This is a genomic window from Sphingomonas sp. DC4900, from assembly GCF_049896485.1.
In the GTDB taxonomy this organism is placed as follows: Bacteria; Pseudomonadota; Alphaproteobacteria; order Sphingomonadales; family Sphingomonadaceae; genus Sphingomonas; species Sphingomonas aquatilis.
Window position 1 is genome coordinate 66,908 of the sequence record NZ_JAFCUK010000008.1, and the last position, 23,702, is coordinate 90,609.

25 protein-coding genes are annotated in these 23,702 nt (G+C 67.1%); 6 read left to right on the plus strand and 19 right to left on the minus strand.

Annotation, left to right across the window (positions count from 1 at the left end):
• Positions 1-221 precede the first annotated feature (221 nt).
• Positions 222-1,127: a protein-L-isoaspartate(D-aspartate) O-methyltransferase gene (locus ACP690_RS10755; RefSeq protein WP_426261121.1), complete on the plus strand. Its 906-nt coding sequence runs from the start codon at positions 222-224 to the stop codon at positions 1,125-1,127.
• Between the two features lie 91 nt (positions 1,128-1,218).
• Here ACP690_RS10755 and ACP690_RS10760 read toward each other — a convergent pair whose 3' ends face one another.
• From ACP690_RS10760 to ACP690_RS10780, 5 genes are all read right to left on the minus strand, one after another.
• On the minus strand, positions 1,219-2,007 hold the full coding sequence (locus ACP690_RS10760; protein ID WP_244055919.1) for a class I SAM-dependent methyltransferase: 789 nt from the start codon (positions 2,005-2,007) through the stop codon (positions 1,219-1,221).
• 64 nt (positions 2,008-2,071) lie between these two features.
• Entirely contained in the window at positions 2,072-2,599 is a 528-nt protein-coding gene (locus ACP690_RS10765) for an AAA family ATPase (protein WP_426261120.1), read from the minus strand.
• A 78-nt stretch (positions 2,600-2,677) separates the two neighbouring features.
• Positions 2,678-2,998 carry a hypothetical protein gene (locus ACP690_RS10770; RefSeq protein ID WP_426261119.1) on the minus strand — a complete coding sequence of 107 codons (321 nt, stop codon included), beginning with the start codon at positions 2,996-2,998 and terminating at the stop codon, positions 2,678-2,680.
• A gap of 13 nt (positions 2,999-3,011) precedes the next feature.
• On the minus strand, positions 3,012-3,743 hold the full coding sequence (locus tag ACP690_RS10775; protein ID WP_426261118.1) for a prolyl hydroxylase family protein: 732 nt from the start codon (positions 3,741-3,743) through the stop codon (positions 3,012-3,014).
• Positions 3,744-3,892: 149 nt separating this feature from the next.
• A complete protein-coding gene (locus ACP690_RS10780; protein WP_426261117.1) occupies positions 3,893-6,463 on the minus strand; it encodes a putative bifunctional diguanylate cyclase/phosphodiesterase in 2,571 nt (856 codons plus the stop codon).
• Between the two features lie 184 nt (positions 6,464-6,647).
• Between ACP690_RS10780 and ACP690_RS10785 the strand changes: the two genes are divergently transcribed.
• A complete protein-coding gene (locus ACP690_RS10785) occupies positions 6,648-8,180 on the plus strand; it encodes a fumarate hydratase (protein WP_426261116.1) in 1,533 nt (510 codons plus the stop codon).
• Between the two features lie 161 nt (positions 8,181-8,341).
• On the opposite strand, the gene ACP690_RS10790 is transcribed toward ACP690_RS10785, so the two are convergent.
• Genes ACP690_RS10790 through ACP690_RS10805 form a run of 4 tightly spaced genes read right to left on the minus strand, consistent with a single transcriptional unit; the run spans position 8,342 to position 10,123 of the window.
• Positions 8,342-8,860, minus strand: a complete 519-nt coding sequence (locus ACP690_RS10790) for a hypothetical protein (protein ID WP_426261115.1) — start codon at positions 8,858-8,860, stop codon at positions 8,342-8,344.
• Positions 8,857-9,363, minus strand: coding sequence for a hypothetical protein (locus ACP690_RS10795; RefSeq protein ID WP_426261114.1), 507 nt, complete (start codon positions 9,361-9,363; stop codon positions 8,857-8,859). Before ACP690_RS10795 ends, ACP690_RS10790 begins: the two co-directional genes overlap by 4 nt.
• Positions 9,360-9,872, minus strand: coding sequence for a hypothetical protein (locus tag ACP690_RS10800; protein ID WP_426261113.1), 513 nt, complete (start codon positions 9,870-9,872; stop codon positions 9,360-9,362). Before ACP690_RS10800 ends, ACP690_RS10795 begins: the two co-directional genes overlap by 4 nt.
• The gene (locus tag ACP690_RS10805) at positions 9,872-10,123 is read right to left on the minus strand and encodes a helix-turn-helix transcriptional regulator (RefSeq protein WP_116461802.1); all 252 of its coding nucleotides are present in this window, start codon (positions 10,121-10,123) and stop codon (positions 9,872-9,874) included. Before ACP690_RS10805 ends, ACP690_RS10800 begins: the two co-directional genes overlap by 1 nt.
• A gap of 127 nt (positions 10,124-10,250) precedes the next feature.
• On the opposite strand from ACP690_RS10805, the gene ACP690_RS10810 reads away from it, so the two are divergent.
• Positions 10,251-10,679: a hemerythrin domain-containing protein gene (locus ACP690_RS10810; RefSeq protein WP_426261112.1), complete on the plus strand. Its 429-nt coding sequence runs from the start codon at positions 10,251-10,253 to the stop codon at positions 10,677-10,679.
• Positions 10,676-11,167: a GNAT family N-acetyltransferase gene (locus tag ACP690_RS10815; RefSeq protein WP_426261111.1), complete on the plus strand. Its 492-nt coding sequence runs from the start codon at positions 10,676-10,678 to the stop codon at positions 11,165-11,167. The genes ACP690_RS10810 and ACP690_RS10815 overlap by 4 nt, the downstream gene beginning before the upstream one ends.
• Before the next feature lie 365 nt (positions 11,168-11,532).
• Here ACP690_RS10815 and ACP690_RS10820 read toward each other — a convergent pair whose 3' ends face one another.
• Positions 11,533-12,075 carry a hypothetical protein gene (locus ACP690_RS10820; RefSeq protein WP_426261110.1) on the minus strand — a complete coding sequence of 181 codons (543 nt, stop codon included), beginning with the start codon at positions 12,073-12,075 and terminating at the stop codon, positions 11,533-11,535.
• Positions 12,076-12,178: 103 nt separating this feature from the next.
• Here ACP690_RS10820 and ACP690_RS10825 point away from each other — a divergent pair, with 103 nt between their 5' ends.
• Complete coding sequence (locus tag ACP690_RS10825) at positions 12,179-12,556, plus strand: PRC-barrel domain-containing protein (RefSeq protein WP_017979527.1); 378 nt, start codon at positions 12,179-12,181, stop codon at positions 12,554-12,556.
• 15 nt (positions 12,557-12,571) lie between these two features.
• On the opposite strand, the gene ACP690_RS10830 is transcribed toward ACP690_RS10825, so the two are convergent.
• Both ACP690_RS10830 and uvrB read right to left on the minus strand, forming a co-directional pair.
• Positions 12,572-14,056 (minus strand): PQQ-dependent sugar dehydrogenase, encoded by a 1,485-nt coding sequence (locus ACP690_RS10830; RefSeq protein WP_426261109.1) that lies wholly within the window; start codon positions 14,054-14,056, stop codon positions 12,572-12,574.
• A 98-nt stretch (positions 14,057-14,154) separates the two neighbouring features.
• Positions 14,155-16,350, minus strand: coding sequence for an excinuclease ABC subunit UvrB (gene uvrB / locus ACP690_RS10835; protein WP_426261108.1), 2,196 nt, complete (start codon positions 16,348-16,350; stop codon positions 14,155-14,157).
• 137 nt (positions 16,351-16,487) lie between these two features.
• On the opposite strand from uvrB, the gene ACP690_RS10840 reads away from it, so the two are divergent.
• On the plus strand, positions 16,488-17,309 hold the full coding sequence (locus ACP690_RS10840; protein WP_043060734.1) for a ferredoxin--NADP reductase: 822 nt from the start codon (positions 16,488-16,490) through the stop codon (positions 17,307-17,309).
• 49 nt (positions 17,310-17,358) lie between these two features.
• Here the strand turns inward: ACP690_RS10840 and ACP690_RS10845 are convergent, their stop codons facing one another.
• The 7 genes from ACP690_RS10845 to pstC all read right to left on the minus strand — a co-directional run bounded on the left by ACP690_RS10845 (position 17,359) and on the right by pstC (position 23,665).
• Positions 17,359-18,264: an SDR family NAD(P)-dependent oxidoreductase gene (locus tag ACP690_RS10845; RefSeq protein WP_426261107.1), complete on the minus strand. Its 906-nt coding sequence runs from the start codon at positions 18,262-18,264 to the stop codon at positions 17,359-17,361.
• A 100-nt stretch (positions 18,265-18,364) separates the two neighbouring features.
• On the minus strand, positions 18,365-18,784 hold the full coding sequence (locus ACP690_RS10850) for a hypothetical protein (protein ID WP_426261106.1): 420 nt from the start codon (positions 18,782-18,784) through the stop codon (positions 18,365-18,367).
• A gap of 110 nt (positions 18,785-18,894) precedes the next feature.
• Positions 18,895-19,587, minus strand: a complete 693-nt coding sequence (gene phoB / locus ACP690_RS10855; RefSeq protein WP_020486556.1) for a phosphate regulon transcriptional regulator PhoB — start codon at positions 19,585-19,587, stop codon at positions 18,895-18,897.
• Positions 19,587-20,291 carry a phosphate signaling complex protein PhoU gene (phoU, locus tag ACP690_RS10860; RefSeq protein ID WP_017979519.1) on the minus strand — a complete coding sequence of 235 codons (705 nt, stop codon included), beginning with the start codon at positions 20,289-20,291 and terminating at the stop codon, positions 19,587-19,589. Before phoU ends, phoB begins: the two co-directional genes overlap by 1 nt.
• Positions 20,291-21,052 carry a phosphate ABC transporter ATP-binding protein PstB gene (pstB, locus tag ACP690_RS10865; protein ID WP_426261159.1) on the minus strand — a complete coding sequence of 254 codons (762 nt, stop codon included), beginning with the start codon at positions 21,050-21,052 and terminating at the stop codon, positions 20,291-20,293. Before pstB ends, phoU begins: the two co-directional genes overlap by 1 nt.
• Positions 21,046-22,296: a phosphate ABC transporter permease PstA gene (pstA, locus tag ACP690_RS10870; protein WP_426261105.1), complete on the minus strand. Its 1,251-nt coding sequence runs from the start codon at positions 22,294-22,296 to the stop codon at positions 21,046-21,048. The genes pstB and pstA overlap by 7 nt, the downstream gene beginning before the upstream one ends.
• Positions 22,289-23,665: a phosphate ABC transporter permease subunit PstC gene (pstC, locus tag ACP690_RS10875; RefSeq protein WP_426261104.1), complete on the minus strand. Its 1,377-nt coding sequence runs from the start codon at positions 23,663-23,665 to the stop codon at positions 22,289-22,291. The genes pstA and pstC overlap by 8 nt, the downstream gene beginning before the upstream one ends.
• Positions 23,666-23,702: the final 37 nt, after the last annotated feature.

The window sequence follows — 23,702 nt, forward strand, 5'->3', positions numbered from 1 at the left end:
AAATTGTGGCAAAGCGTCGCCGCGGGCAAGAGGCTTAATGACGCGGCAGCCGTGCGGTTCCGGTGCGAACGGGGCGCGGCGGGCCGGTCGAGGGGCCGCGACGCGTGGACTTCCGCGGCTTCCGGAAAGTGCAAGCGGCGAGTGGCGCGATGAAAATTTTTTTAGTGGCCGAAGGGGCCAATCCGGACGCGATTCAACCCATGTCGTCCCGTCCGTCAAACATGAACGAAAGTTTCGTTGCGGCGGCCGGGGATACCGTCGAAGCCGCGGCGATGCGTCGTCGTTCGTCTCTCGTCCTCTCCGCCCTGATACTCGCCGGCTGTGCGCAGCGACCGGTGGCGGGGGTCGATATGCTGACCATGCTGGCCAAGGCGCGGGCGCACCAGACCCCGGCACAGCAGCGCGCGGCGATGGTCGCCGACATCCGTGCCGACATTCGCAGCAACGATCCGGCGGCGGACACGCCGGCCCTGGCGCGCGCGCTGGCGGCGATCGGCACGATCCCGCGCGAGAACTTCGTCGACGCCAGGGGACGCGCGGCGGCCTATGTCGATCTGCCGCAGGACATCGGCCACGGTCAGACGATCTCCGATCCCTATGTCGTCGCGGTGATGACCGCGGCGCTGGACCTGCCCGCGGATCGCAGCGCTCATGTGCTCGATATCGGCACGGGATCGGGCTATCAGGCAGCGGTGCTTGCGGCGGTCGCGGCGCGCGTCGCCTCGGTCGAGATCGTCGCGCCGCTCGCCCGCATGGCGGCCGCACGCCTGCGCCGGATGGGCTATGCGACCGTCACCGTGCGGGCGGGCGACGGCTTCCTCGGCTGGCCGGAGCAGGCGCCCTTCGACGGGATCGTCGTCGCCGCCAGCGCCACCGCGGTGCCGCAACCGCTGGTCGACCAGCTGAAGGTCGGCGGCCGCATCGTCATGCCCATCGGCCCGTCCGACACCAGCACGCAATTGCTGCGCATGACCAAGCGCGCCGACGGTACGCTGGATCGATGCACGCTGGGCCCCGCGCTGTTCGTCCACTTCACCGGCGGCCGCGTCCGCCCTTTCGCGCCCCGCGCGCTGACCGATCGCACGATCCCGCTGTGCTTTCGCGCTCCGATCGTGGGGGTGGTTTGAGGGGGCGGGAGCGGGCGAGGCGTCTTCGATCTCAGGGTTGGGGCGGCATTCCCGCCAACGATGCAAATTTGGGCAACCCAACACGCCAGCGTTATCTGCGCCCGATGAGCAATTCGGATGCCTTTGTAATGGTGAAGACCCCATTCTCGCGTTCGAAGGCGTCCTGAACGGCAGCCGCCAGGTGCTCCATGATGCCCGGCTTATCGGCAATCGGCAGGCTAGTCAGATAGCCTAACAGATCGACGGGATCGGTGACGCGCAACTCGTCGTCGTACCGGATGACATCGACGCTGGCGAACGCGTCGTGCATGAGCGCGAGGCCTTGCTCCGACGAAAGCGGTTCTGGTCGTGGATCAGCCTGGCCTCCGAATGGTGCCCGCGCCAACGCCGACAGCTCTGCCATCGTACCTGCTGGATTGAGCACCACGGCCACGGTACCGCCTTCGCGCGTTACCCTTGCCATCTCCTTCAGTCCGGCAGTCGGGTCGGCGAGGTGATAGAGCATGTGGATCGCGATTGTCGTGTCCACGCTGGCATCGGCCAGCGGCAGGGCAACGGCGTCAGCCACGGACACCTTGACATCGTGCCACCGCTGCACGGCGGCAATGGCGGCGCGGGCAGCGTCCACCATGCCTTGTGAGATATCAGACAGCCGCAGCTTCAGGTCGGATGGCACCGCTTGCGGCGCGTTCGTCCAGAACGATCCCGCGCCACACCCCACGTCGGCAATGACACCGCCCGCAGGCAGCGGAATGTTGGCGGACAGCCACTCGAACCAGTCGCCCCGCCCATAGCGGGTATGCAAGATCGACCGCGCTTTCAGCCGATCGGGGAAGCGATATTGAACATCGCGAAGATAGCTTTGCTCACTGCTTGCCATGACGCCCTCGGTGATGAACTGCGAGCCGGTTTATGGCGTCCTTGGCTGTATGAGAATACGGACCTCACCGTCTCAAGCCGTTGGCGCGGTAGAAGGCGGTCAGCGCTGCGGTGGACGCGATCTGTATCATGGGCAGGGCGATGCCGTCGAACAGGGCGCGGTAGCGGGTCCGGTTGGCTCGGGTGGCGATGGCGATGTGCCGGATCATGTCCCATTTCACGCTATCGCGACCGCCTTCCAGCCCGCCGCGACGGTCGCGCTCGAACCAGCAGCGTCGGATGTATCGATACAGGCTGGTCGTCGTCGGAACGTCGAGCAGGATGACGCCGGTCGCCCGTTGCAGGAGTTGCGGGAGCAGTCGCGAGTAATTGCCGTCCATCACCCAGCGGTCGCCGGCGATCGCGGCATCATGGAGCGCCGCGAACTCGGCTGGCGGTCGTGGCACCCAGTCGGTGTGCGGGAGATGGTGGAGCTGATCGAGGTGTACCACCTGCAAGCCCCGGGCCTTCGCAATCGCCTCCGCGAGGGTCGACTTACCGCTGTTCGACGGCCCCATGATGCAGATGCGTGTGCCCAGCTCGTTCAGCGTCATGGCGCGGCATAGCTCCTCGCGGGATGTACTATGCCTGCGGGTGGGGCTTCACAACGGATGGTGGAGGGGGATCGAGACTTAACGCTCCATGCCGTTGATGCTGCCCGGCATGCCATCGTGCGCCTGCACCGCGGCGCCGATGCGCTGGTCGATGCAGGCGAGCAAGGTGGTGCTGGTCTGCGGCCGCTGTGCGACGCAGGTGCGGGCGGCGGGGCAGGCCTGCGCGTCGATGAGCGCGTCGCCGCTGGAGACGGTGATGCGGCAGGCCTTCAGCACGCCGCCGTCGAGGTCGAGCGACAGGCGCAGGCGCGAGAGGTGGCGGCCGGTGACCTCTATGTCCGGTTGCGGCGGCGCGGCGGGCGCGGTGGCGAGCTGGGCGAGGAGGAGGGCGAGGAGCACCGGCGCGCCCGTGTCAGCGGCGACCCTTCAGCGCACGCATCGCGCGGACCGAGCTGTCGACGGCGGGGGGCGCTACCGGCGTGGGCAGCGGGCTGTTCCAGGGGCGCTCGCGGAACCACTTGGTGATGATGTACTTGGTGCCGGCGATCACCGGTTTGCCCTGATGGACCGTATAGGGGTTGGGTTTGCCTTCGGCGTCGATGTTGTTCCAGCACAACATGGTGCCCATTTCGGGCACGAAATCGTGGTCGAGATGGTGGAAATAGGTCTCGCCACCCGCCTCTGGCTCGTTGAGGTAGATCATCGCGGTCCAGGTGCGCTGGCCGCAGCGCCGCAGGTGCGAGGTGTCTTCGGGATCGGTCGATTTGAAATAATCGGCGTGGCTGCGGAATTCCTGACCGACGGCATAGCGCTGACCCTGCACGCTCTCACCAAATTGCGGACCGACGCCGAGGAACAGCGAGATGCGCAGGTCGAGCAGCTGGATGAGCGGTTCGTCGACGTCGAACGCGCAGGTTTCGCTGGTGCGCATCTGCGACACGCCATCGGCGACGCGCGACCGCTGGCGGTTGGCATCGATCATCGTACACATCAGCGCGCATTCGTCCGCGTTGAGGAAGCCGCGCGCCATGACGAGATCAATGTAGGGATTGTGCAGTTCGACGCCGCCCGCAAAGCGCATGGCGTGGATGGCGGCTTCGTCGAGACCGAGCGTGGTGATGTCGATCGGCGCGTGCATGCTCATCGAGGGCGGTTCCTGCCACCCGGTCGGCGGAATGCCGGCGGGTGCGAACCGGGTTAGCGGGTGATGGTAAATGCGCGTTTAACGCCGGGAGGGCGTGTGGGCGGCGGCGCTTGGGGCACTGTGGCGCGCGCGGCCGGTGTGCCGTCGGGTCAGCCGTGGCGCAGGCGGTTCTGTAGAGTGCTGAGCCGGTCGAGGTCGATGCGTTCGTTGAAGGCGATGCCCGCGCGGCCGTCGTGCGCCCAGGCGATGCGCGCGGCGACCATCATGTCCTCCGCCACCTCGAGCATCACGTCGACGCCCACCGCTTCGCCATCGATCGTGATGCCGTCGATCAGCGCGCCGCTGCTCGACATGTTGCGGATGCGCACGTCGCCCTGCTTGCGGCCGATCTCGATCCGGGCGGAGCGCAGCATGCGCGTGCGCGGCGCACGGCTGATGCGGTGGCCGACGGGGTGGGCGGGTGCGGCTTCGCCGAGCTGCGCCATGACGTCGGCGGCAGGCACGCCGCGGCCATAGACATAGCCCTGGATGTGGCTGCAGCCCAGATCGCGGACCAGATCGATCTCGTCCTGGATCTCGACGCCCTCCGCGGTCGTCTCCATGCCCAGCGTCTCGGCCAGCGACACGATCGCGCGGATGATCGCGGCGTTGCGGTTGCCCGGCGCGGCGGCGCCGCGCACGAAGCTCTGGTCGATCTTGATCTTGTCGAACGGCGCGGTGCGCAGATAGCCGAGACTGGAATAGCCGGTGCCGAAATCATCCAGCGCCAGGCGGACGCCGATCGCCTTCAGCGCCTTGAACATCGCATCGGTCGAGCCGGAGCCGGCGAGGAACACGCCTTCGGTGATCTCCAGCTCCAGGCGGCGCGCGGGCAGGCCGCTATGCGCGAGCGCGGAGGTGACGAGCGCGGGGAAGGCCGGATTGGCGAACTGGATCGGCGAAACGTTGACCGCGACGCGCACGTCCCCCGGCCAGCGCGCGGCATCGGCGCAGGCGGTGCGCAACACCCATTCGCCCAGCGGCTCGATCAGTCCGCATTCTTCGGCAACCGGGATGAAATCGGCCGGCGAGATCGGCCCGCGCACCGGATGGTGCCAGCGGATCAACGCTTCATAGCCGACGATCTTCGCGTCCTTGGTCGACACGACGGGCTGATAGTGGAGGACGAAGCCGCCCTCGGTCAGCGCGAGGCGCATGTCGTCCTCGAGCGCCTTGCGGCTCTTCGCGCCGGCCAGCATGTCGTCGGAATAGAAACGGTGGACGCCGCGCCCGTCCGCCTTGGCGGCATAGAGCGCGAGGTCGGCGTTGCGGATCAGCGCCTCGGCATCCTTGCCGTCCTGCGGCGCGATCGCGATGCCGATCGAACAGCCGATCGTCACCGACGTGGCGGCGACGAAATAGGGCTGCGACAGACCAGCGATCAGGTCGCGGGCGAGAAGCGCGAGCGCGTCGCGGCGGTCGTTGCCGGGCAGCAGGACCTGGAATTCGTCGCCGCCGAGGCGCCCGACGAGGCCGGCATCGCCGACGATCCGTTGCAGGCGCTGTGCGACCTGTTTGAGCAGTTCGTCACCCGCCTGATGGCCCAAGGTGTCGTTCACCGCCTTGAACCGGTCGAGGTCCATCAGGAACAGCGCGGCGGGGCTGTGCGTGATCGCCTGCTGCTGCAGCGTCTTGTCGAGGCTGTGGCGCATGCGCTGGCGGTTGGCGAGGCCGGTCAAGCTGTCGAAGAGGGCAAGGCGCGTGATCTCGGCATCCGAACGCCGCTTTTCGGTCAGGTCGCTGCCCGAGCCGATGAAGCCGCCGAAGCGGCCGAGATCGTCGATCATCGGCCGGCCGGACATCGACCACCAGCGTTCGGCAACCTCCGGCGCGTCGCCCGCGCCGCAGATCATGTAATCGGCAAAGGCGGTACGCGACGACAGATGGAAGGCGAGCGTGCGCTCGGTCCCGATCGCCGCGCCGTCCATGCGGAAGACGTCGGTGAGGAACTGGCCGATCGGATGCGGCTGGCCGTTCTGGACCAGATCGTCGGCGACCTTGCGCGACAGATAGGTCAGCCGGCCCTGCCGGTCGCTTTCCCAGAACCAGCCGGTGCCGTGATCTTCGAATTCGGCGATCATCTTGAGCGCGAGGCGGCCGTTGCCGCTGTCGATCATATGATCATAAGCGGTGCGCGCATCGATCCGGGCGAGGCGGACGATCACGAAGCCGAAGGCGATGACGAAGGGGAGCGCGGCGAGCGTGGCGAGGATATGACCCGCCGCCGCCGGCATCAGCGAGAAACCGACCGCCAGCGACAGCGTGGCGATGCGGATCGGCTGGAGCGCGAGGGCGACCAGCGCGACGGTCGCCGCGATACTGACCCAGCAGACGATGGCGAACGACCCGTGCGGCAGATCGGCGGCGAGCACGGCCAGCGCGCCACCGATGGAGAGCGCGGCGACTGCGGTGATGCGCACGCGCTGAAACACCGGCCAGCGGTCGCTATGCTGTCCGAACGCGGTGAACCACAGCACGCTGGCGCTTGCGATCATCAGCAGGATGGCGATGACGAAGGGCAGGGAGAGGCCGGTCGCATGGGCTCCCACTCCCAGCAGCACGGACATCGCGGCGAGCGACGCACAGGCCAGCGGCCACAGCGTCGCGACCATTCCGAGCCGCTGCCCGAGCGACACGACGACATAGTCCGGGCTGTCGTAGCGCACGCCCAGAATCGTCATCGCCGACGCGTCCGGTCCCCGCATATCGAGAGGTTGAGGTCGGGTCATGCGATTCATACGACCCAGATAGCGCCCCGATCCTTGATAAATCCCTGCAAAGGGGCCCGAAGCGGCCGCATCGCGGCGATGCTTGGCGGGGGCGCAGCCGGGCGGTAAAGGCTGCTTCCCGAAGGAGCTTTCGCCCGTGACCAGCCTGCCCGTGACCATCCGCGCCGCCGACCTGATCGACAGCGTCGCCGACGCTTTGCAATTCATCAGTTACTATCACCCGATGGATTACATCCGCGCGCTCGGCGAAGCCTACGAGGCCGAACAGAGCCCGGCCGCCAAGGATGCGATCGCGCAGATCCTGACCAACAGCCGCATGTGCGCGGAGGGACATCGCCCGATCTGCCAGGACACCGGCATCGTCAATGTCTTCGTCAAATGGGGCATGGACTGCCGCCTGGACGACAACAGCCGATCGATGCAGGAGGTGATCGACGAGGGCGTCCGCCGGGCGTACCTGCACCCCGAAAACAAGCTGCGCGCCAGCGTGCTCGCCGACCCCGCCTTCACCCGCCGCAACACCCGCGACAACACGCCGTGCGTGCTGCATGTCGAGATGGTGCCGGGCGCGACCGTCTCGGTCGATGTCGCGGCCAAGGGCGGCGGCAGCGAAAACAAGTCGAAGTTCAAGATGATGAACCCCAGCGATTCGATCGTCGACTGGGTGATCGAGATGCTGCCGCAGATGGGCGCGGGCTGGTGCCCGCCGGGGATGCTGGGCATCGGCATCGGCGGCACCGCCGAACATTGCGTGCTGCTCGCCAAGCAGGCGCTGATGGAGCCGATCGACATGGGCCCGCTGAAGGCGCGCGGGCCGAAGAACGACATCGAGGCGCTGCGCATCGAAATTTTCGACAAGGTCAATGCGCTGGGCATCGGCGCGCAGGGGCTGGGCGGCCTCTCGACCATCCTCGACGTCAAGATCAAGGACGCGCCCTGCCATGCGGCGGGCAAGCCGGTGGCGATGATCCCCAATTGCGCCGCGACCCGCCACGCGCATTTCACGCTGGACGGCAGTGGCCCGGCCTATCTGGAAGCGCCGAAGCTCAGCGAATGGCCCGACGTCAACTGGACGCCCGACAAGGCCGCGATCCGCGTCGACCTCGACACGCTGACGCCGGAGGTGGTGCAGTCGTGGAAGCAGGGCGACCGGTTGCTGCTCAACGGCAAGATGCTGACCGGGCGCGACGCCGCGCACAAGCGCATCGCCGACATGCTGGCGAAGGGCGAGGAGCTGCCGGTCGAGTTCAGGGGCCGCGTGATCTATTATGTCGGCCCGGTCGATCCGGTCGGTGAAGAGGTCGTGGGCCCCGCCGGCCCCACCACGGCCACCCGCATGGACAAGTTCATGCGCATGATGCTGGATCAGGGCTTGCTCGCCTGCGTCGGTAAGGCGGAGCGCGGCCCCGCCGCGACCGACGCGATCCGCGAGGCGAAGAGCGCCTATCTGATGGCGGTCGGCGGCGCGGCCTATCTGGTCGCGCGCGCGATCAAGGGCAGCAAGGTCGTGGGCTTCGAGGACCTGGGGATGGAAGCGATCTACGAATTTGAGGTCAGCGACTTCCCCGTCACCGTCGCGGTGGATAGCGAGGGCAACAACGTCCACCAGCTCGCCCCGCTGGTGTGGCGCGACAAGATCGCGAAGGAAGGGCTGTTGCAGCCGGCGTGAAGTAGACGCCGGCTCCAAACGGCTGAGAACGCTGCCTTCGGGCTCGTGCGACTCTCGTGGGCCGTTTCCAGTTCGTCATTGCGAGCGTAGCGAAGCAATCCAGAGCCGGACCAGGACGCCCTGGATTGCTTCGCTACGCTCGCAATGACGGATGATGAGCCTCACCCCGTCTGATCGTCGTCCTGCTGCCAGCGGACCGCCCAGCTTGCCTGGGCGGCGGGGGTGGCGTTGAGGATTGTGAAGAGCAGAAACAGCGTCTGTGCCGCGCCCTGCATCAGCGCAGGCTTGGGCCAGTCCAAGGCGAGGCCGGCCATCAGCGCGAACAGCGCAACCATCGTCGTGATCGCGAAGACGGCGAAGGTCGACAGATAGGCGCGGGCGCGAACCGCGCGGTCCCATTCATCGGCCTTTTCGACACCGCCATAGGGTTTGAGCGGGCCGACGATCTTGACGAACGTGCCGAGCGCGAAGCCGAGCATCTCGATGCCATAGCCGGCGAGCGCGAGCGGCGTTTGCATGCCGCGGGTGAGCGACAGCGCGATGCCGGCGAAGGCCAGGGCGAGCGCGATCGTCGCGGGCCAGCGCAAGGGACGACGGCGGGGCGGGTGCTGCGACAGCGCCGGAATGCCGGTCCAGCCGACGAGCGCGTCGAGGCGCTGAAGGGTCGTTTTGTCGGTCACAGCGGCTCATCCTCCGGGTCGGGCATCGGCACCATGAATTCGGCGAAGAGGACGGGGAGCGTCAGCATGGTCATCACCGTGGCATAGCCGATCGCGCCCCATTGGCTGGTGGTCGCCGGCATCGGCCAGCCGAGACGGCTGGCGAGCATCAGCCAGACGAACAGCATGCTGACGGCGAGGATGTCGATCAGATAGGCGCGGCGCATCGCGTCCGACAGCGCGGTACGTTCGAACTCGTCGAAGGTCGCAAAACCGGCCGGACTCAGCCACGCCTCGCGCGTGAAAGGGGACTGGAGCGAGGTGATGAGCAGCAGCATGCTCATCGGCATGACGTTCGGCAGCACGGTGCCGCGATCATAGGCGCCGACCATCGCGAGGACGGGAATCGTGAGGACGAAGAGGAGGCCAGCGCTCATGCCCCAGCGAACCCAGTATCGACGCGGACGCTGCTTGATCTCGTTCGCCTGCCATTTGCGGATGTCGTAGCCGTCGCGGTAGCTCATGCGGCGTCCTCGGAATCGGGAAAGGGGATCGCCCATTCGGCGAACAGGGTGGGCAGGTTGGAGGCGGTGGCGACAAGCGCGAGGCCCCAGACTGCCCAATCGCCCCAGCGGTGCGGCATCGGCCAGCCGTAGGACGTGGCGAGTGCGCACCAGCCGAACGCACCGGCGCTGAGCAATGTGACGACCCAATAGGCGCGCTGTGTCGCGCGCATCAGGGCCGCGCGTTCGAACTCGTCGTACGAGTCTTGCATCCAGCCTCCCTTGGCGAAGGGTGAGCGGCCCGAGCCCATGTTCATGATGCCGATGACGACGAACCATCCGATTGGCAGGCCGGTTCTTTGGTCGCCCGGCACCCAGAACTGGACGAGAGCTAGGCCAAGGCTGACGACCACGGCGGCCATCAGCCACCATCGCAAAGAACGACGCCGATAGGGCCGGCCACCGGCAAACTCCGGCGGCATCTCGCCCGGCGCATAACGCCCGGTCCAGCGGCGGCTGTCATAGCCCATCAGGCGTCTCCGGCCCGGCGCAACGCGTCGGTGAGCGAGGGGAAGGGGGCGAGCGAGAAGATCAACTCGACCGGCACATCGAAATAGGCGGCGATCTTCAGGCCCAATTCCAGACTGGGGTTGTAATCGCCGCGTTCGAGATAGCCGATCGTCTGCGGATTGACGCCGACCGCCTCCGCCAGCTCGCGCCGCGACACGTTGCGGTCGTTCCGGAACAGGGCGATGCGGTTGTGCATGCGTCCATTCTGCATGATCTGTTGTGTTTACACAACGATTCGTTTTGGCTCCGCTAGGGGCGTGGACGTGTCCGATATTTACCCACCGGAAACCGAGGCAGCTTAGTATGTGATTCGACGCCCAATCTGTGGGGGGATGGCCATGCTGAGCAGGAAAACGCTCTCCGCCGAGCATGACGAGCTGCGCGAACTGGCCGCAGCGCTGCTGGCCTGTGTGGCGGCGCCGCATCCCGATTTGACGACATTGGGGAAGGCGCGGTGGCTGCTGACCCGCAAGCTGCTGGCGCATCTCGCGAAGGAGGATGCGTTGCTCTATCCTCGGCTGTGCGCGAGCCCCGATCCGCGGGTGGCGGCCGTCGCAACCCGCTTCGCCGCCGAGATGGGGTCGCTCGCCGACCGCTACCGCGCTTATGTCGCGGCTTGGCCGGCGGAGCGGATCGCGGGCGACTGGATTGCCTTCGGGGCTGCCACGCGGCAGATCCTGCAGCTGCTGCTGCGTCGGATCGAAGGGGAAGAGACAATGCTCTACACGCTGATCGAGGAGACCCCGTCGCGGCGGACAGCGGCGTGACGGCGCCGACGATCCGCCCGGCAAGCCCCGACGACGTGGCGGGCACCGTCGCGATGCTCGCGCCCGTGATCGCCTTGGGCGAGGCCTATGCCCTGCCGCGCGACATGACCCCGGCGGCCATCGCGGACCATTGGTTCGCGGCGGCGCATCAGGTGTTCGTGGCCGAGCGCGATGGCGTGCTGCTGGGCAGTTATTACATACAGGCCAATCAGGCGGGCGGCGGCGCGCATGTCGCCAATGCGGGCTATGTCACGGCCGAAGCGGCGCGCGGGCAGGGCGTCGCGCGGGCGATGGCGGAGCATTCGTTCGACGCGGCGCGGGCCGCGGGCTTTCGCGCGATGCAGTTCAATTTCGTGCTCGCCAGCAACACGGTCGCGGCGAACCTGTGGCAGGCGCTGGGCTTTGCGATCGTCGGGCGGGTGCCCGAGGCGTTCGACCATCCGCGGCTGGGCCCGGTCGATGCTTTGGTGATGCACCGCTTCCTGTAGCCCGAAATGAGAAGAGGGTGCCGGGCGCCTCCCGGCGACCCGACACCCCCCAAACATGGTCAGCGGCCGGAGAGCTCCAGCCCGGGAGACCATGAGGCCTCTTCAACCCATGACGACATCGTTGATTGGGGGAGGATACCCCCCGGTGCCGCCGTATCGGGTGTTAGAAGCCAGTCCCCCGAACGAACTGAACCGACCCCACTGCTGAACCATGAGACATCGGATCACCTCCTTTCGCTTGTGATAGCCATGTGCCGGGGACCCCCGCCACACCGGCAATGTGCGCATCGCCGCGGCCACATGCAAGACTTGTAATGCAACGCGTTTTGCACGAGCATCGCGCCCCTTGGCCCCGGGTCTTTGGGCTAGCGCCGGCAATCCTCGGTCACGCGCTCGATCTCCGCCCAGGCGGGCAGGACCAACGTGCCGCTGCCGGGCTGCTCCACCACGAGCCGTCCGCGGCTGAAGCCCATCGCGTCGAGCAGGCTGTCGTTGGGCGCGATCGTGGTCGCGACATACGGCGGCGTGCCGCCGGTCGGGCGCATCGCCAGCGCGCGGGTGGTGCTGGTGGTGCGGATCGTCAGCGGTGCGAGCACGCTGCCGGCGCGCGACAGGAAGATCTGACGGCCCGACAGGTCGCAGCGCAGCGTCACCAACGCGTCGCAGCCCGCCATCCCGAACAGCGCCAGGCTGCCGCGCGCATCGCGGCGATAGGTCCAGGTGCCCGGCGTCAGCGGCCAGTCGCGCCAGTCGCTGCCGCGCGGCGCTGCGACCGGGGCGGGCTGCGGGCGAACGGGCACGGGCGTCGGCGTGGCCGGCGGCGCGATCGGCTGAGGCACGCAGGCGCCGAGCGCCGCGAGCAGGGCGATGGCGAGACCGGGGGCAGGATTGAAGGCGAGACGGCGCATGGGTGGGGCTTATGGGGGAAGCGGCAGGCGCGCTCAAGGCGCGTGAACATGGAACCGGCGCGGCCACAAGGCGGTTCACCCGGCACGAAACAGGAGCTTTTCGATGTCCACCGACACGCAGACCGCCACCACCCAGCTGCTCGCGCAGGCCAATATCGCCCATTCGCTGAAGGTCGAAAGCCGCGACGGGGATCAGGTGGGCGCGGTCTATGCGCTGATGGTCCACAAGGGATCGGGCCGCACGACGCACGCCGTGCTGAGCCTCGGCGGGTTCCTGGGGATGGGCAAGAGCTTCTACCCGGTGCCGTTCGGCCTGTTGCAGTTCGATCCCGTCCGCGACCTGTACGTCATCACCATCGACCGCCGCATCCTGGAAGGCGGCCCGAGCTGGGCGAACAACGCGCCGGTCTTCGATCAGGCCTATGCCGATCGCGTCGCGAGCTACTACGGCGTCGGCAGCGAGAATTTGGCGGCGGGTTAAGCGGGATGCGGGCGCTCAGCCCGCATCCACCCGGAAAATATCGCCACCGGCATCGACGATATAGAGGGTGCCGCTGGCATCGGCGCTGATCGCCGTGGGTTCGCTCAGCGTCCCCACGTCCGGCGCGAAATCGGCCCGCCGCCGCTCGATGGTGCTGGCGGTGATGAGCGTGCCGCCCAGCTTCGCCGCACTCGTCGCGAAAATGGCGCCGCTGCGATCGGCAAAGACATATTGGCCCGACAGACTGGCGATGGCGCCGCGATAGACGACCCCGCCGACGATGCCGGTGCCCATGCCGGGTCCCGTCCCAAAGCGATATTCCAGCGCGGGATCGACCAGGCCGGCCGGCGCGCCACTGCGCACGGTGACCGTACCTTCCTTATAGGGCCAGCCGAAATTGCTGCCGGCGGTAGGGTCGATCAGGTCGACCTCATGCCGGCTGTCGCCGCCGCGATCGGCGAGCAGCAAACGGCCATCCAGCAGCGTGGTGCCACGCGGATAGCGGAGGCCGCTGGCGATGCGGCGGGTGAGGAAATATTGCGGGCTGACCCCGGCAAAGGGATCGGGGTTGCGCTCGACGACATACAGTTTGCCGAACGTCGACGTCGCGGACTGGCTGCCCAAGGCGGGATCGGTGGCGCCGATGGCATCGCTGGTGGCGATATAGAGCTTGCCGTCCGCAGCGAGCTGGGCGGTGCCCGTGGCACTTGCGCCGGCGGGCATGGCCGCAAACAACACCGTCTCGGACGTCAGTGCCGGCGACCCGAAGATGCCGGACCGCTGGCCGATCGCCGCTACCAACGCCCCGTTGCTCGCGGTGTACAGCACGACGAACTGCCCCGACTTCGCATAGTCCGCCATAGGCGCGATCGCGGCGAGGCCGCCTTCGCCGGCGGTCGAGACATTGACCGTCAGAAAGAGCGTCTTGGTGCCGCTGGTGGGATCGAACAGGAAGATGCGCCCGCCGCGTTCGGGCACGAAGACGCGTGTGTCGCCAGGAATGGAGACGAACCCGACCGGGCGATCGAAGCCGGTGCCGATGCGGCGGACGACGACGCCTTCGCGGTCGTTGGTCACCGTTACGCGCAGATCGAGCGTCGTCGTGGCCTGACCGTCGCTGGCGGTGATCTGGACGAGATAGACATTGTCCTCGTCGCTGTCGGTCGGCAGATCGTAATTCGGTGCGGCGGCAAAGCGCAGGCGATCGCCGTCCAGGACGAAGCGTGCGGCATCGCTGCCGCCGCTGATCGAATAGGTGATCGCATTGTTATCGGGATCGGTGGCTGCCGCCTGATAGAATGACCCGGCGAAATTTTCGGTGACGCTGGCAGTGGTCACCGAGGTGAACGTCGGCGGATGATTAGCGATCGGTGTCGTCCCGCCCCCGCCATTCCCGCCGCCGCATGCCGCCAGTCCCAAGGCGACGCCGGCCGTCGACAGTCGTAAAAGCAATTTCAACGACTTCTTGCCGGCATTGCCGGCCAAACAACGATCCGTCACGCAAACACTCCCCCTAAGTCTTTCGACTGTAAGGCGGAGCAGGCTGTCGTCCTAGAACAATTCGAAAAGAATTTTGGCGGAGCGCCGCGGCGGCGAGATTACCGCCCCCGTCGGCCTCCCATCCGCATCTTCTGTTCCTTCCCATATCGCGTTTTGCGCGTCCCCGGTTTGCCTTCGCTGCTGCGGCCCATGATCGGGGCCTTCTGCTCGTGTGCGGGCAGGCCGAGTTCTTCGTTTTCGAGCTGGCGGATTTCGTCGCGGAGGCGGCCGGCGGTTTCGAATTCGAGGTCGGCGGCAGCCTTACGCATCTGCTTTTCGAGGTCCTCGATATAGGCGCGCAGGTTGTGGCCGACCATGTGGGGGCGGTCTTCGTCGATGGGGACGGTGACCTGATCGCCCTGGCTGACGTGCGCGATGATGTCGCCGATGTTGCGGCGGATCGTCGTCGGCGTGATGCCGTGTTCGGCGTTATACGCCTCCTGCTTCTCGCGGCGGCGCTGCGTCTCGTTCATCGCCCGCTCCATCGAGCCGGTGATGCGGTCGGCGTAGAGGATCACACGACCGTCGACGTTACGCGCGGCGCGGCCGATCGTCTGGATCAGCGAGGTTTCGGAGCGCAGGAAACCTTCCTTGTCGGCGTCGAGGATCGCGACCAGCCCGCATTCGGGGATGTCGAGACCTTCGCGCAGCAGGTTGATGCCGATCAGCACGTCGTAGACGCCGAGGCGCAGGTCGCGGATCAGCTCGATACGCTCCAGCGTCTCGACGTCCGAGTGCATGTAGCGGACCTTGATACCCGCTTCGTGCATATATTCGGTGAGGTCTTCGGACATGCGCTTGGTGAGCGTCGTCACCAGCGTGCGATAGCCCTTGGCGGTGGTCGCCTTGCACTCCTGGATCAGGTCCTGCACCTGTTCCTCGACTGGGCGGATTTCCACGGGCGGGTCGATCAGGCCGGTGGGGCGGATCACCTGTTCGGCGAAGACGCCGCCGGTCTGCTCCATCTCCCAATTGCCGGGCGTCGCCGAGACGCTGACCGTCTGCGGGCGCATCGCGTCCCATTCGTTGAAGCGTAGCGGGCGGTTGTCGATGCACGACGGCAGGCGGAAGCCATATTCGGCGAGCGTGATCTTGCGGCGATGGTCGCCGCGCGCCATCGCGCCGATCTGCGGCACGGTCTGGTGGCTCTCGTCGACGAACAGGACGGCGTTTTCGGGGAGATATTCGAACAGGGTGGGGGGTGGCTCGCCGGGCAGGCGACCGGTGAGGAAGCGGCTGTAATTTTCGATGCCCGCGCAGCTGCCGGTCGCCGCGATCATTTCGAGGTCGAAGTTGGTACGCTGTTCGAGGCGCTGGGCTTCGAGCAATTTGCCTTCTGCGATCAGTTCCTTGAGGCGTTCGGACAGCTCGTGTTTGATCGCCTCGCCCGCCTGCTTGAGCGTCGGCCCGGGGGTGACATAATGGCTGTTGGCGTAGACGCGCACGCTGTTGAGCGACGCGACCTTCTTGCCGGTCAGCGGATCGAATTCGGTGATCTCTTCGATGTCGTCGCCGAAGAAGCTGATCCGCCACGCACTGTCTTCATAGTGCGAGGGGAAGATTTCGAGCGTGTCGCCCTTCACGCGGAAGTTGCCGCGCTGGAAGGCGGCGTCGTTGCGCTTGTACTGCAACGCGACGAGCTTGCGCACGATCTCGCGCTGGTCGACGGTCGTGCCCTTTTTTAGGTCGAAGATCATCGCCGAATAGGTTTCGACCGAGCCGATACCGTAGAGGCACGAGACCGAGGCGACGATGATCACGTCGTCACGTTCGAGCAGCGAGCGCGTCGCCGAATGGCGCATGCGATCGATCGATTCGTTGGTCGAAGATTCCTTTTCGATATACGTGTCCGACCGCGGCACGTACGCCTCCGGCTGGTAATAATCGTAATAGCTGACGAAATATTCGACGGCGTTTTCGGGGAAGAAACTCTTGAATTCGCCGTAGAGCTGCGCCGCGAGGATCTTGTTGGGCGCGAGGATCAGCGCAGGGCGCTGCAATTCCTCGATCACCTTGGCCATGGTGAAGGTCTTGCCCGAGCCGGTGACGCCGAGCAGCACCTGGTCCTTCTCACCCGCGCGCGCGGTCGCGGTCAGCTCGGCGATCGCGGTCGGCTGGTCGCCGGACGGCTGATATTCGCTGACCAGCTTGAACGGGCGGCCGCCCTCCACCTTGTCGGGGCGCGCGGGGCGGTGGGGGATGAAGCTCTGGCCGGTTTCCGGCTCGTCGAGGGTGGTGCGAATCTGGATGACCATATCGGGAACGGATATGGGGTGGGGGGCAAGGCTCGGCAATGTCCGGACGGGGTCCCGACAAGCTTTGCTTCGGTTGACCGTGGCGCGCGTGCTTCATATTGCGAACGCTTCTCGAACAACCCGAAGTCCTGCCCGCGATGACCGATACCCGCACGCCGAAGACGATCCCCGAAACCAAGGCGTTCGCCAACGTCAAGGTGCTGTGGGTGCGCCACTGGAACGACCGGCTGTTCAGCTTCGCGGTCGAGCGCCCGGCGAGCTTCCGCTTCCGCTCGGGCGAGTTCGTGATGATCGGCCTGCCCGGTGACGGCGAGGGCGCCAAGCCGATCATGCGCGCCTATTCGATCGCCAGCCCGCATTATGCCGAGGAGCTGGAATTCCTGTCGATCAAGGTCGAGGACGGGCCGCTGACGTCGAAGCTGCAGCTGATCGAGGCGGGCGACGAAGTGTATATGGGGAAGAAGCCGACGGGGACGCTCGTCACCGACGCGTTGATCGGCGGCAAGCGGCTGTTCTTCTTCTCGACCGGCACCGGCCTTGCGCCGTTCCTCAGCCTGGCGCGCGATCCCGACGTGTACAGCATGTTCGATCAGGTGATCCTGGTCCATTCGGTGCGGCAGGTCAGCGACCTGGCCTATCACGACGAATTGCAGGCGCGCCTCGCCGACGATCCGTTGGTGTCGGAGGAAGCAGCGACGCAGTTCCACTATATCCCGACGGTGACGCGCGAGCCGTTCCGCACGACGGGGCGCATCGGCGACCTGATCGAGAGCGCGGCGCTGTTCGGCGATCCGGTGCAGGGCGCGAAGAAGCTCGATCCCGAAACCGACCGCATCATGCTGTGCGGGTCGATGGCGATGATCCGCGAAACGGCGGCGATGTTGGACGGCATCGGCTTCGAGGAAGGCTCGAACGCCAAGGCTGGGACGTATGTGATCGAGCGCGCGTTCGTCGACTGATCCCTGGCGCCCTGCCGGCCCGAGCCGGCGGGGCGCGCAGGCTGGCGGCTCAGCCGCCCTGGAGCAGCTTGCCGATCGTCATCGCCTGTTCGGCCCCGGTCTTCGGCACGATCTCGCCATGGCGGTCGGCGATCGCGTCCCACGCATCGGCGACGCCTTCGGGCGAGAGCGCTTCGCCGGTCAGCAGCGTACCGGGCGTCAGCGTGACATAGGAGGCCTGGAAGACGCCGGCGCCGGCGCCCAGGATGACGTTGCTCGGCGCGTTCTCGCTGACCAGATACAGCGCGCCGGGCGCGACCTTTTCAGGCGCGAAGGCTTCGAAGGCGGCGGCGGGGAACAGATCCTCGGTCATGCGCGTGCCGGCGGTCGGGGCGATCGTGTTGACGCGGATGTCGTTCTTCGCGCCCTCGATCCCCAATGTCTTGGCGAGGCCGGCTAGGCCCAGCTTGGCGGCGCCGTAATTGGCCTGGCCGAAATTGCCGAACAGACCGCTGGACGACGAGGTCATCAGCACGCGGCCGTAATTCTGCTCGCGGAACGTCTCCCAGCACGCCTTGGTGGCGAAGGCCGAGCCGAGCAGGTGAACGCGGACCACGAATTCGAAATCGGCGGGTTCCATCTTCGCGAAGGTCTTATCGCGCAGGACGCCAGCGTTGTTGATGAGGACGTGGACGCCGCCCCAAGCTTCCTTGGCGCGGGCGACCATCTCGACCATCTGGTCATATTCGGCGACGTTGCCGCCGTTCGACATGGCCTCGCCGCCAGCCGCGCGGATTTCCTCGACCACGGCGAGCGCCGCGTCGGAATGGCCCGTGCCGTCACGGGCGCCGCCGAGATCGTTGACGACGACCTTGGCGCCACGCCTGGCGAGTTCGAGGGCGTAATGGCGACCGAGGCCGCCGCCGGCTCCGGTGACGATGGCGACGCGATCATCGAAGCGGATCGGACTGGACATGGAAAAGGCGCTCCTTCCACGATGGGATGAAGCGCCTTCCATACCGGACCTTCGAACGGGCGCAACACAGCATGTCGCGCCCGTCGATGGTCAGCCTTGCTTAGCGACGCGCGCGGCGCTTCGCCTTATGCGGGGCCTGGCTCGCCTGCATGCAGCCGTCATACTGGCCCTTCTTGCAGATCGGGTAGCTTTCCTTCGCCGGGGGCGGCGGGAAGGCCTGATCCGGGGTCGGCGCCTGACGGAAGACCGGTGGCAGCGTCGAACCGGGCGTACCGCCGGTCACGGCCGGGCCGGTCGGCGCATAGCCGCCGGCGGGCGAGCCGGTGGTTTCGGCGGGGGGCATGCTCGCCTGCGGTGCCGGGGCGGCGGGCGGCGGCGGGGTCTGCGCGTCGGCGGGCGCTGCGGCGGGATCGGCCGGAGCCGGGGTCATCGTCTGGTCGGCGGGCGCGGGGGCCGGCGTGGTCTGCGCCATCACCGGCGCTGCGATCATCGCCGTGGCGGCGAGCAGAATGAGCTTCATCGCGGGAATCTCCTTTGAAACCTCATGCGCCGACTGGTGTCAGCACCGAGGCCCAACGTCCCATCGCAGACTTTTCTCCTTCGTTTCGCCGCCGATTCGATTCTTTGCGGTTAAGTGCCTGAATCGAGGGAATAACCCGCAGAGCGCACGGTGCGGATCAGATCGGGCCGGTCGCCGATGTTGATGGCTTTGCGCAGGCGGCGGATGTGGACGTCGACCGTCCGGCTCTCGATATCGCTGTCGTGGCCCCATACCGCGTCGAGCAGGCGTTCGCGGCTGAACACCCAGCCGGGATGCTCCAGGAAGTGTTTGAGCAGGCGGAATTCGGTGGGCCCCAGCGGCACGACCTCGCCGCCCCGGCGGACCTTGTGGCCGACCGTGTCCATCTCGATGTCGTCATAGGTCAGCGCTTCGCCGGCGAGCGCCGGGCGGACGCGGCGCAGCACCGCGCTGACGCGGGCGACGAGTTCGCGGGGGGAGAAGGGCTTGGTGACATAATCGTCGGCGCCGGTTTCCAGGCCGCGGATGCGATCCTCTTCCTCGCCGCGCGCGGTCAGCATGATGATCGGCACGTTCTGCGTTTCGGTCATGCGGCGCAGGCGGCGGCAGACCTCGATCCCCGACAGCCCTTCGACCATCCAGTCGAGCAGCACGATGTCGGGCGTCTTCTCCTTGGCGAGCAGCAAGGCTTCCTCGCCATCGGGCGTATGCGCGACGTCGAAATCCTCACGCTTGAAGTGATAGATGAGCAATTCGGCGAGAGCGGCATCGTCCTCGACGAGCAGCATGGATGCGCGTGCCATCAGAATATGTCCTCGTGCGTAGCGCCGTCGCGGTCGCGATCGGCCATCTGGGTTCCGGTTGCGGCGAAATAGACCATCTCGGCGACGTTGGTGGCGTGATCGCCGACGCGCTCCAGGTTCTTGGCGACGAACAGCAGGTGGGCGACCTGGCTGATCGTGCGCGGGTTCTCGACCATGTAGGTGACGAGCGTGCGGAAGATGCTGTCGTAGAAATCGTCGAGCGCGGCGTCGCTTTCGACGACGCGGATCGCGGCTTCGGGATCGCGTGCGGCAAAGGCGTCGAGCGCGGCGCGGACCATGTCGCTCGCCATGCGCGCCATCGAGGGGAGCAGCGACAAAGGTTCGATGCGGTGGCTGCCGCCGTCGGCATCGATCATCGGCACGCGCTTGGCGATATTCTTGGCGTAATCGCCGATGCGTTCGACGACGGCGGCAATCTTGAGCGCCGCCACCACCTCGCGCAGATCGACCGCCATCGGCGCGCGCAGCGCGATGATGCGCACCGCGAGCCGCTCCACCTCCGCCTCAATCGCATCGATCGCCTTGTCGTCGGCGCGCACGCGCGCGGCGAGTTCAGGATCGGGGCGGGCGAGCGCCTGCATGGCGAGCGCGATGGCATCCTCGGCAAGCCCGCCCATCTGCGAGATCATGCCGCGCAGCTGGCCGATATCGGCGTCGAATGCCTTGACCGTGTGATCCACCATTAGCCGTACCGTCCGGTGATATAGTCGCGGGTCCGTTCCTCCCGCGGGTTAGTGAAGATGTCGCTGGTCGCGCCGCATTCGACCAGCTGGCCGAGGTGGAAGAAGGCGGTGCGTTGCGAAACGCGCGCGGCCTGTTGCATGTTGTGCGTGACGATGACGATGGCGTAGCGGCCGCGCAGTTCGTGGATCAGCTCCTCGATACGCGCGGTGGCGATGGGATCGAGCGCGCTGCACGGTTCGTCCATCAGGATGACTTCGGGTTCGACCGCGATGGCGCGGGCGATACACAGCCGCTGCTGCTGACCCCCCGACAGCGCCGTGCCGCTGTCGGACAGGCGGTCCTTCACCTCGTCCCACAAACCGGCGCGGAGCAAAGATTCCTCGACCAGATCGTCCAGGTCGGCGCGGGCGGTCGCGAGGCCGTGGATGCGCGGACCATAAGCGACGTTTTCGTAGATCGATTTGGGGAAGGGGTTCGGCTTCTGGAACACCATGCCGACCCGCGCGCGCAGCTGCACGACGTCCATGTCCAGCGCGTAGATGTCTTCGCCGTCGAGCAGGATCTGGCCCGTCACGCGCGCGCTCGCGACCGTGTCGTTCATGCGGTTGAGCGTGCGCAGGAAGGTCGACTTGCCGCAGCCCGACGGGCCGATAAAGGCGACGATATTGTCCGAATCGACGTCGATCGAGACGTGGTCGATCGCCTGCGTGTCGCCGTAGCGGACGCTGACGTCGCGAGCGGAAATCTTGGGGGTCACCAGCGGGTCTCGAAGCGGTTGCGGAGGTAGATGGCGAGGCCGTTCATCGCGAGCAGGAAGACGAGCAACACGATGATAGCGGCGCTGGTCTTTTCGACGAAGCCGCGGTCGACCTCATCCGACCAAAGGAAGATCTGCACGGGCAGGACGGTGGCGGGATCGGTCAGGCGCGAGGGCGGCGCGGCGATGAAGGCGCGCATGCCGATCATCAGCAGCGGTGCGGTTTCGCCCAGCGCGCGGGCCATGCCGATGATCGTGCCGGTCAGGATGCCGGGCAGCGCGAGGGGGAGGACATGGTCGAACACCACCTGCACCGGCGAGGCACCGATCGCGAGCGCGGCGTCGCGGATCGAGGGCGGCACCGCCTTGATCGCGTTGCGGCCGGCGATGACGATGACCGGCATCGTCATTAGCGCCAGCGTCAGCCCGCCGACCAAGGGCGCGGATCGCGGCAGGTGGAAGGTGTTGAGGAAGACCGCGAGGCCGAGCAGCCCGAAGATGATCGAGGGCACGGCGGCGAGATTGTTGATCGATACCTCGATCAGGTCGGTCCAGCGGTTCCGCGGCGCATATTCCTCGAGGTAGAGCGCCGACAGCACGCCGATCGGGAAGGCGAGGCCCAGCGTCACCGCCATGGTGAGCAGCGATCCCTTGAGCGCGCCCCAGATGCCGACGCGCACCGGATCGGTCGCATCGGCGCCGGCGAGGAAGCGCATGTCCCACCCTTCGGACAGCACGCCGCGTGCCTGCAGCCGCGCGACGATCGCCTCGGCCCTGCGTGTGCCGTCATGCTTGGCGGCGACGTCGATCTCGGTCGCAGTGGGGAGGGCGAAGGTGGTGCGCGTGGCGAGCAGCGCGGGGTCGCGCTTGATCGCGTCGCGCACGGTGAGCCAGGCGGCGTCGGACAACAGCTCGGGCCCGCGCGGACCATAGGCACGGATCGCCGCGGCATCGACCACCTGTTCGAGCCCCGCATCGGCGAGCGCGAGATTGGCGCCGCGGCCCTTCAGCTGTGCCGGCGCGATCGGCAGGCGCGCGGCGGCGAGATCGACCGGCAGCGCGATGCGGGTTTGGCGGAAGCCGCTCGCCCCCTGCCAGATCATCGTCGCGAGCAGGAAGGCGAGGAACCCCGCCGACAGCCAGACCGCGGCAAGGCCGAGCCGGCGGAAACGACGTTCCGCGGCATAGCGACGCTGCGTCCGCCGCTTCACCGCGGCGGGATCGCGGAGGGGGCGGGGATCAGTCATAGGCCTCCCGATACCGCTTCACGACGGTCAGCGCGACGACGTTGAGCGCCAGCGTGATGACGAACAGAGTGAGGCCGAGCGCGAAGGCGGCGAGCGTCTTGGCGCTGTCGAACTCCGCTTCGCCGGTCAACAGGTCGACGATCTGCTTGGTGACGGTGGTGGTGCTGGCGAAGGGGTTGGCGGTGAGCGTCGCGACGCCGCTCGCCGCCATGACCACGATCATCGTTTCGCCGATCGCGCGGGAGACGGCAAGCAGGATGCCGCCGACGACGCCGGGCAGGGCGGCGGGCAGGATCACCTTGCGGATCGTTTCCGATTGCGTCGCGCCCATCGCCAGGCTGCCGTCGCGCATCGCGGCGGGGACGGCGGCGATCGAATCGTCGGCCATCGACGACACGAAGGGGATGATCATGATCCCCATCACCACGCCCGCCGCCAGCGCGCTTTCCGACGAGGCGTTCGCAATGCCGAGCGCAAGGCCGAGCTGGCGGACCGCGGGCGCGACGGTGAGTGCGGCGAAATAGCCGTAGACGACGGTGGGGACGCCCGCGAGCATCTCCAGCACCGGCTTCATCCAGCGGCGGGTCGCGGCATGCGCATATTGGGTGAGGTAGATCGCGCTCATCAGGCCGAAGGGCACGGCGACCGCCATCGCGATCACCGCGCCGATGAAGAACGTGCCCCAGAACAGCGGCACCGCGCCCAGGCTGGCGCCGGGATCGTCGGGCAGGATGACCTGCGGCGACCAATGCGTGCCGAACAGGAATTGGCCGATCGGCACGATGCCGAAGAAGCGCCCCGATTCGTACAGCAGCGACGCGACGATGCCGACCGTAGTGAGGATCGCGATGAGCGACGCGCACAGCAGCAGCAGCATGACGACGCGCTCCACCTGCGTGCGGGCGGCGAAATCGGGGCGGACGCGCGTGAAGGCGAAGGCGCCGCCGCCGATCGCGAGGCACAAGGTCAACGCGGTGGCGATCCAGTCGTAGCGCGCCTGCGCGGCGGCATAGGCGGGGGCGAGGCGGACCGAGAGCGCGTGGAACGGTACATGGCTGCGCCCGCTCGCCAGCGCGCGTGCTTCCGACAGGATCGAGGCACGCTCGAAGCCCGGCGGGGGCAGCGTCGCCGCGGCGGGCGTCGCGATCACCGCATCGGTGACGAGCGCGGGTGAGGTGAGGCTCCACACCGCCAGGAAGAGGAGCGGCGGCACCAAGGCGGCGAGCGCGACGAAATAGCCGTAATGGACGGGCAGAGCGGTGAAGCGCGCGACCCCCGGCTTGCGAAACGTCGCCGCCCGCATCCGCGCGGCGAGCCAGCCGATCAGCGCGAGGCCGAAGACGATGATGACGAGGGCCAGGCCGCTCATGCGGCGGCTCGCGTGGGGCGTATGGCGGCGGTCACGT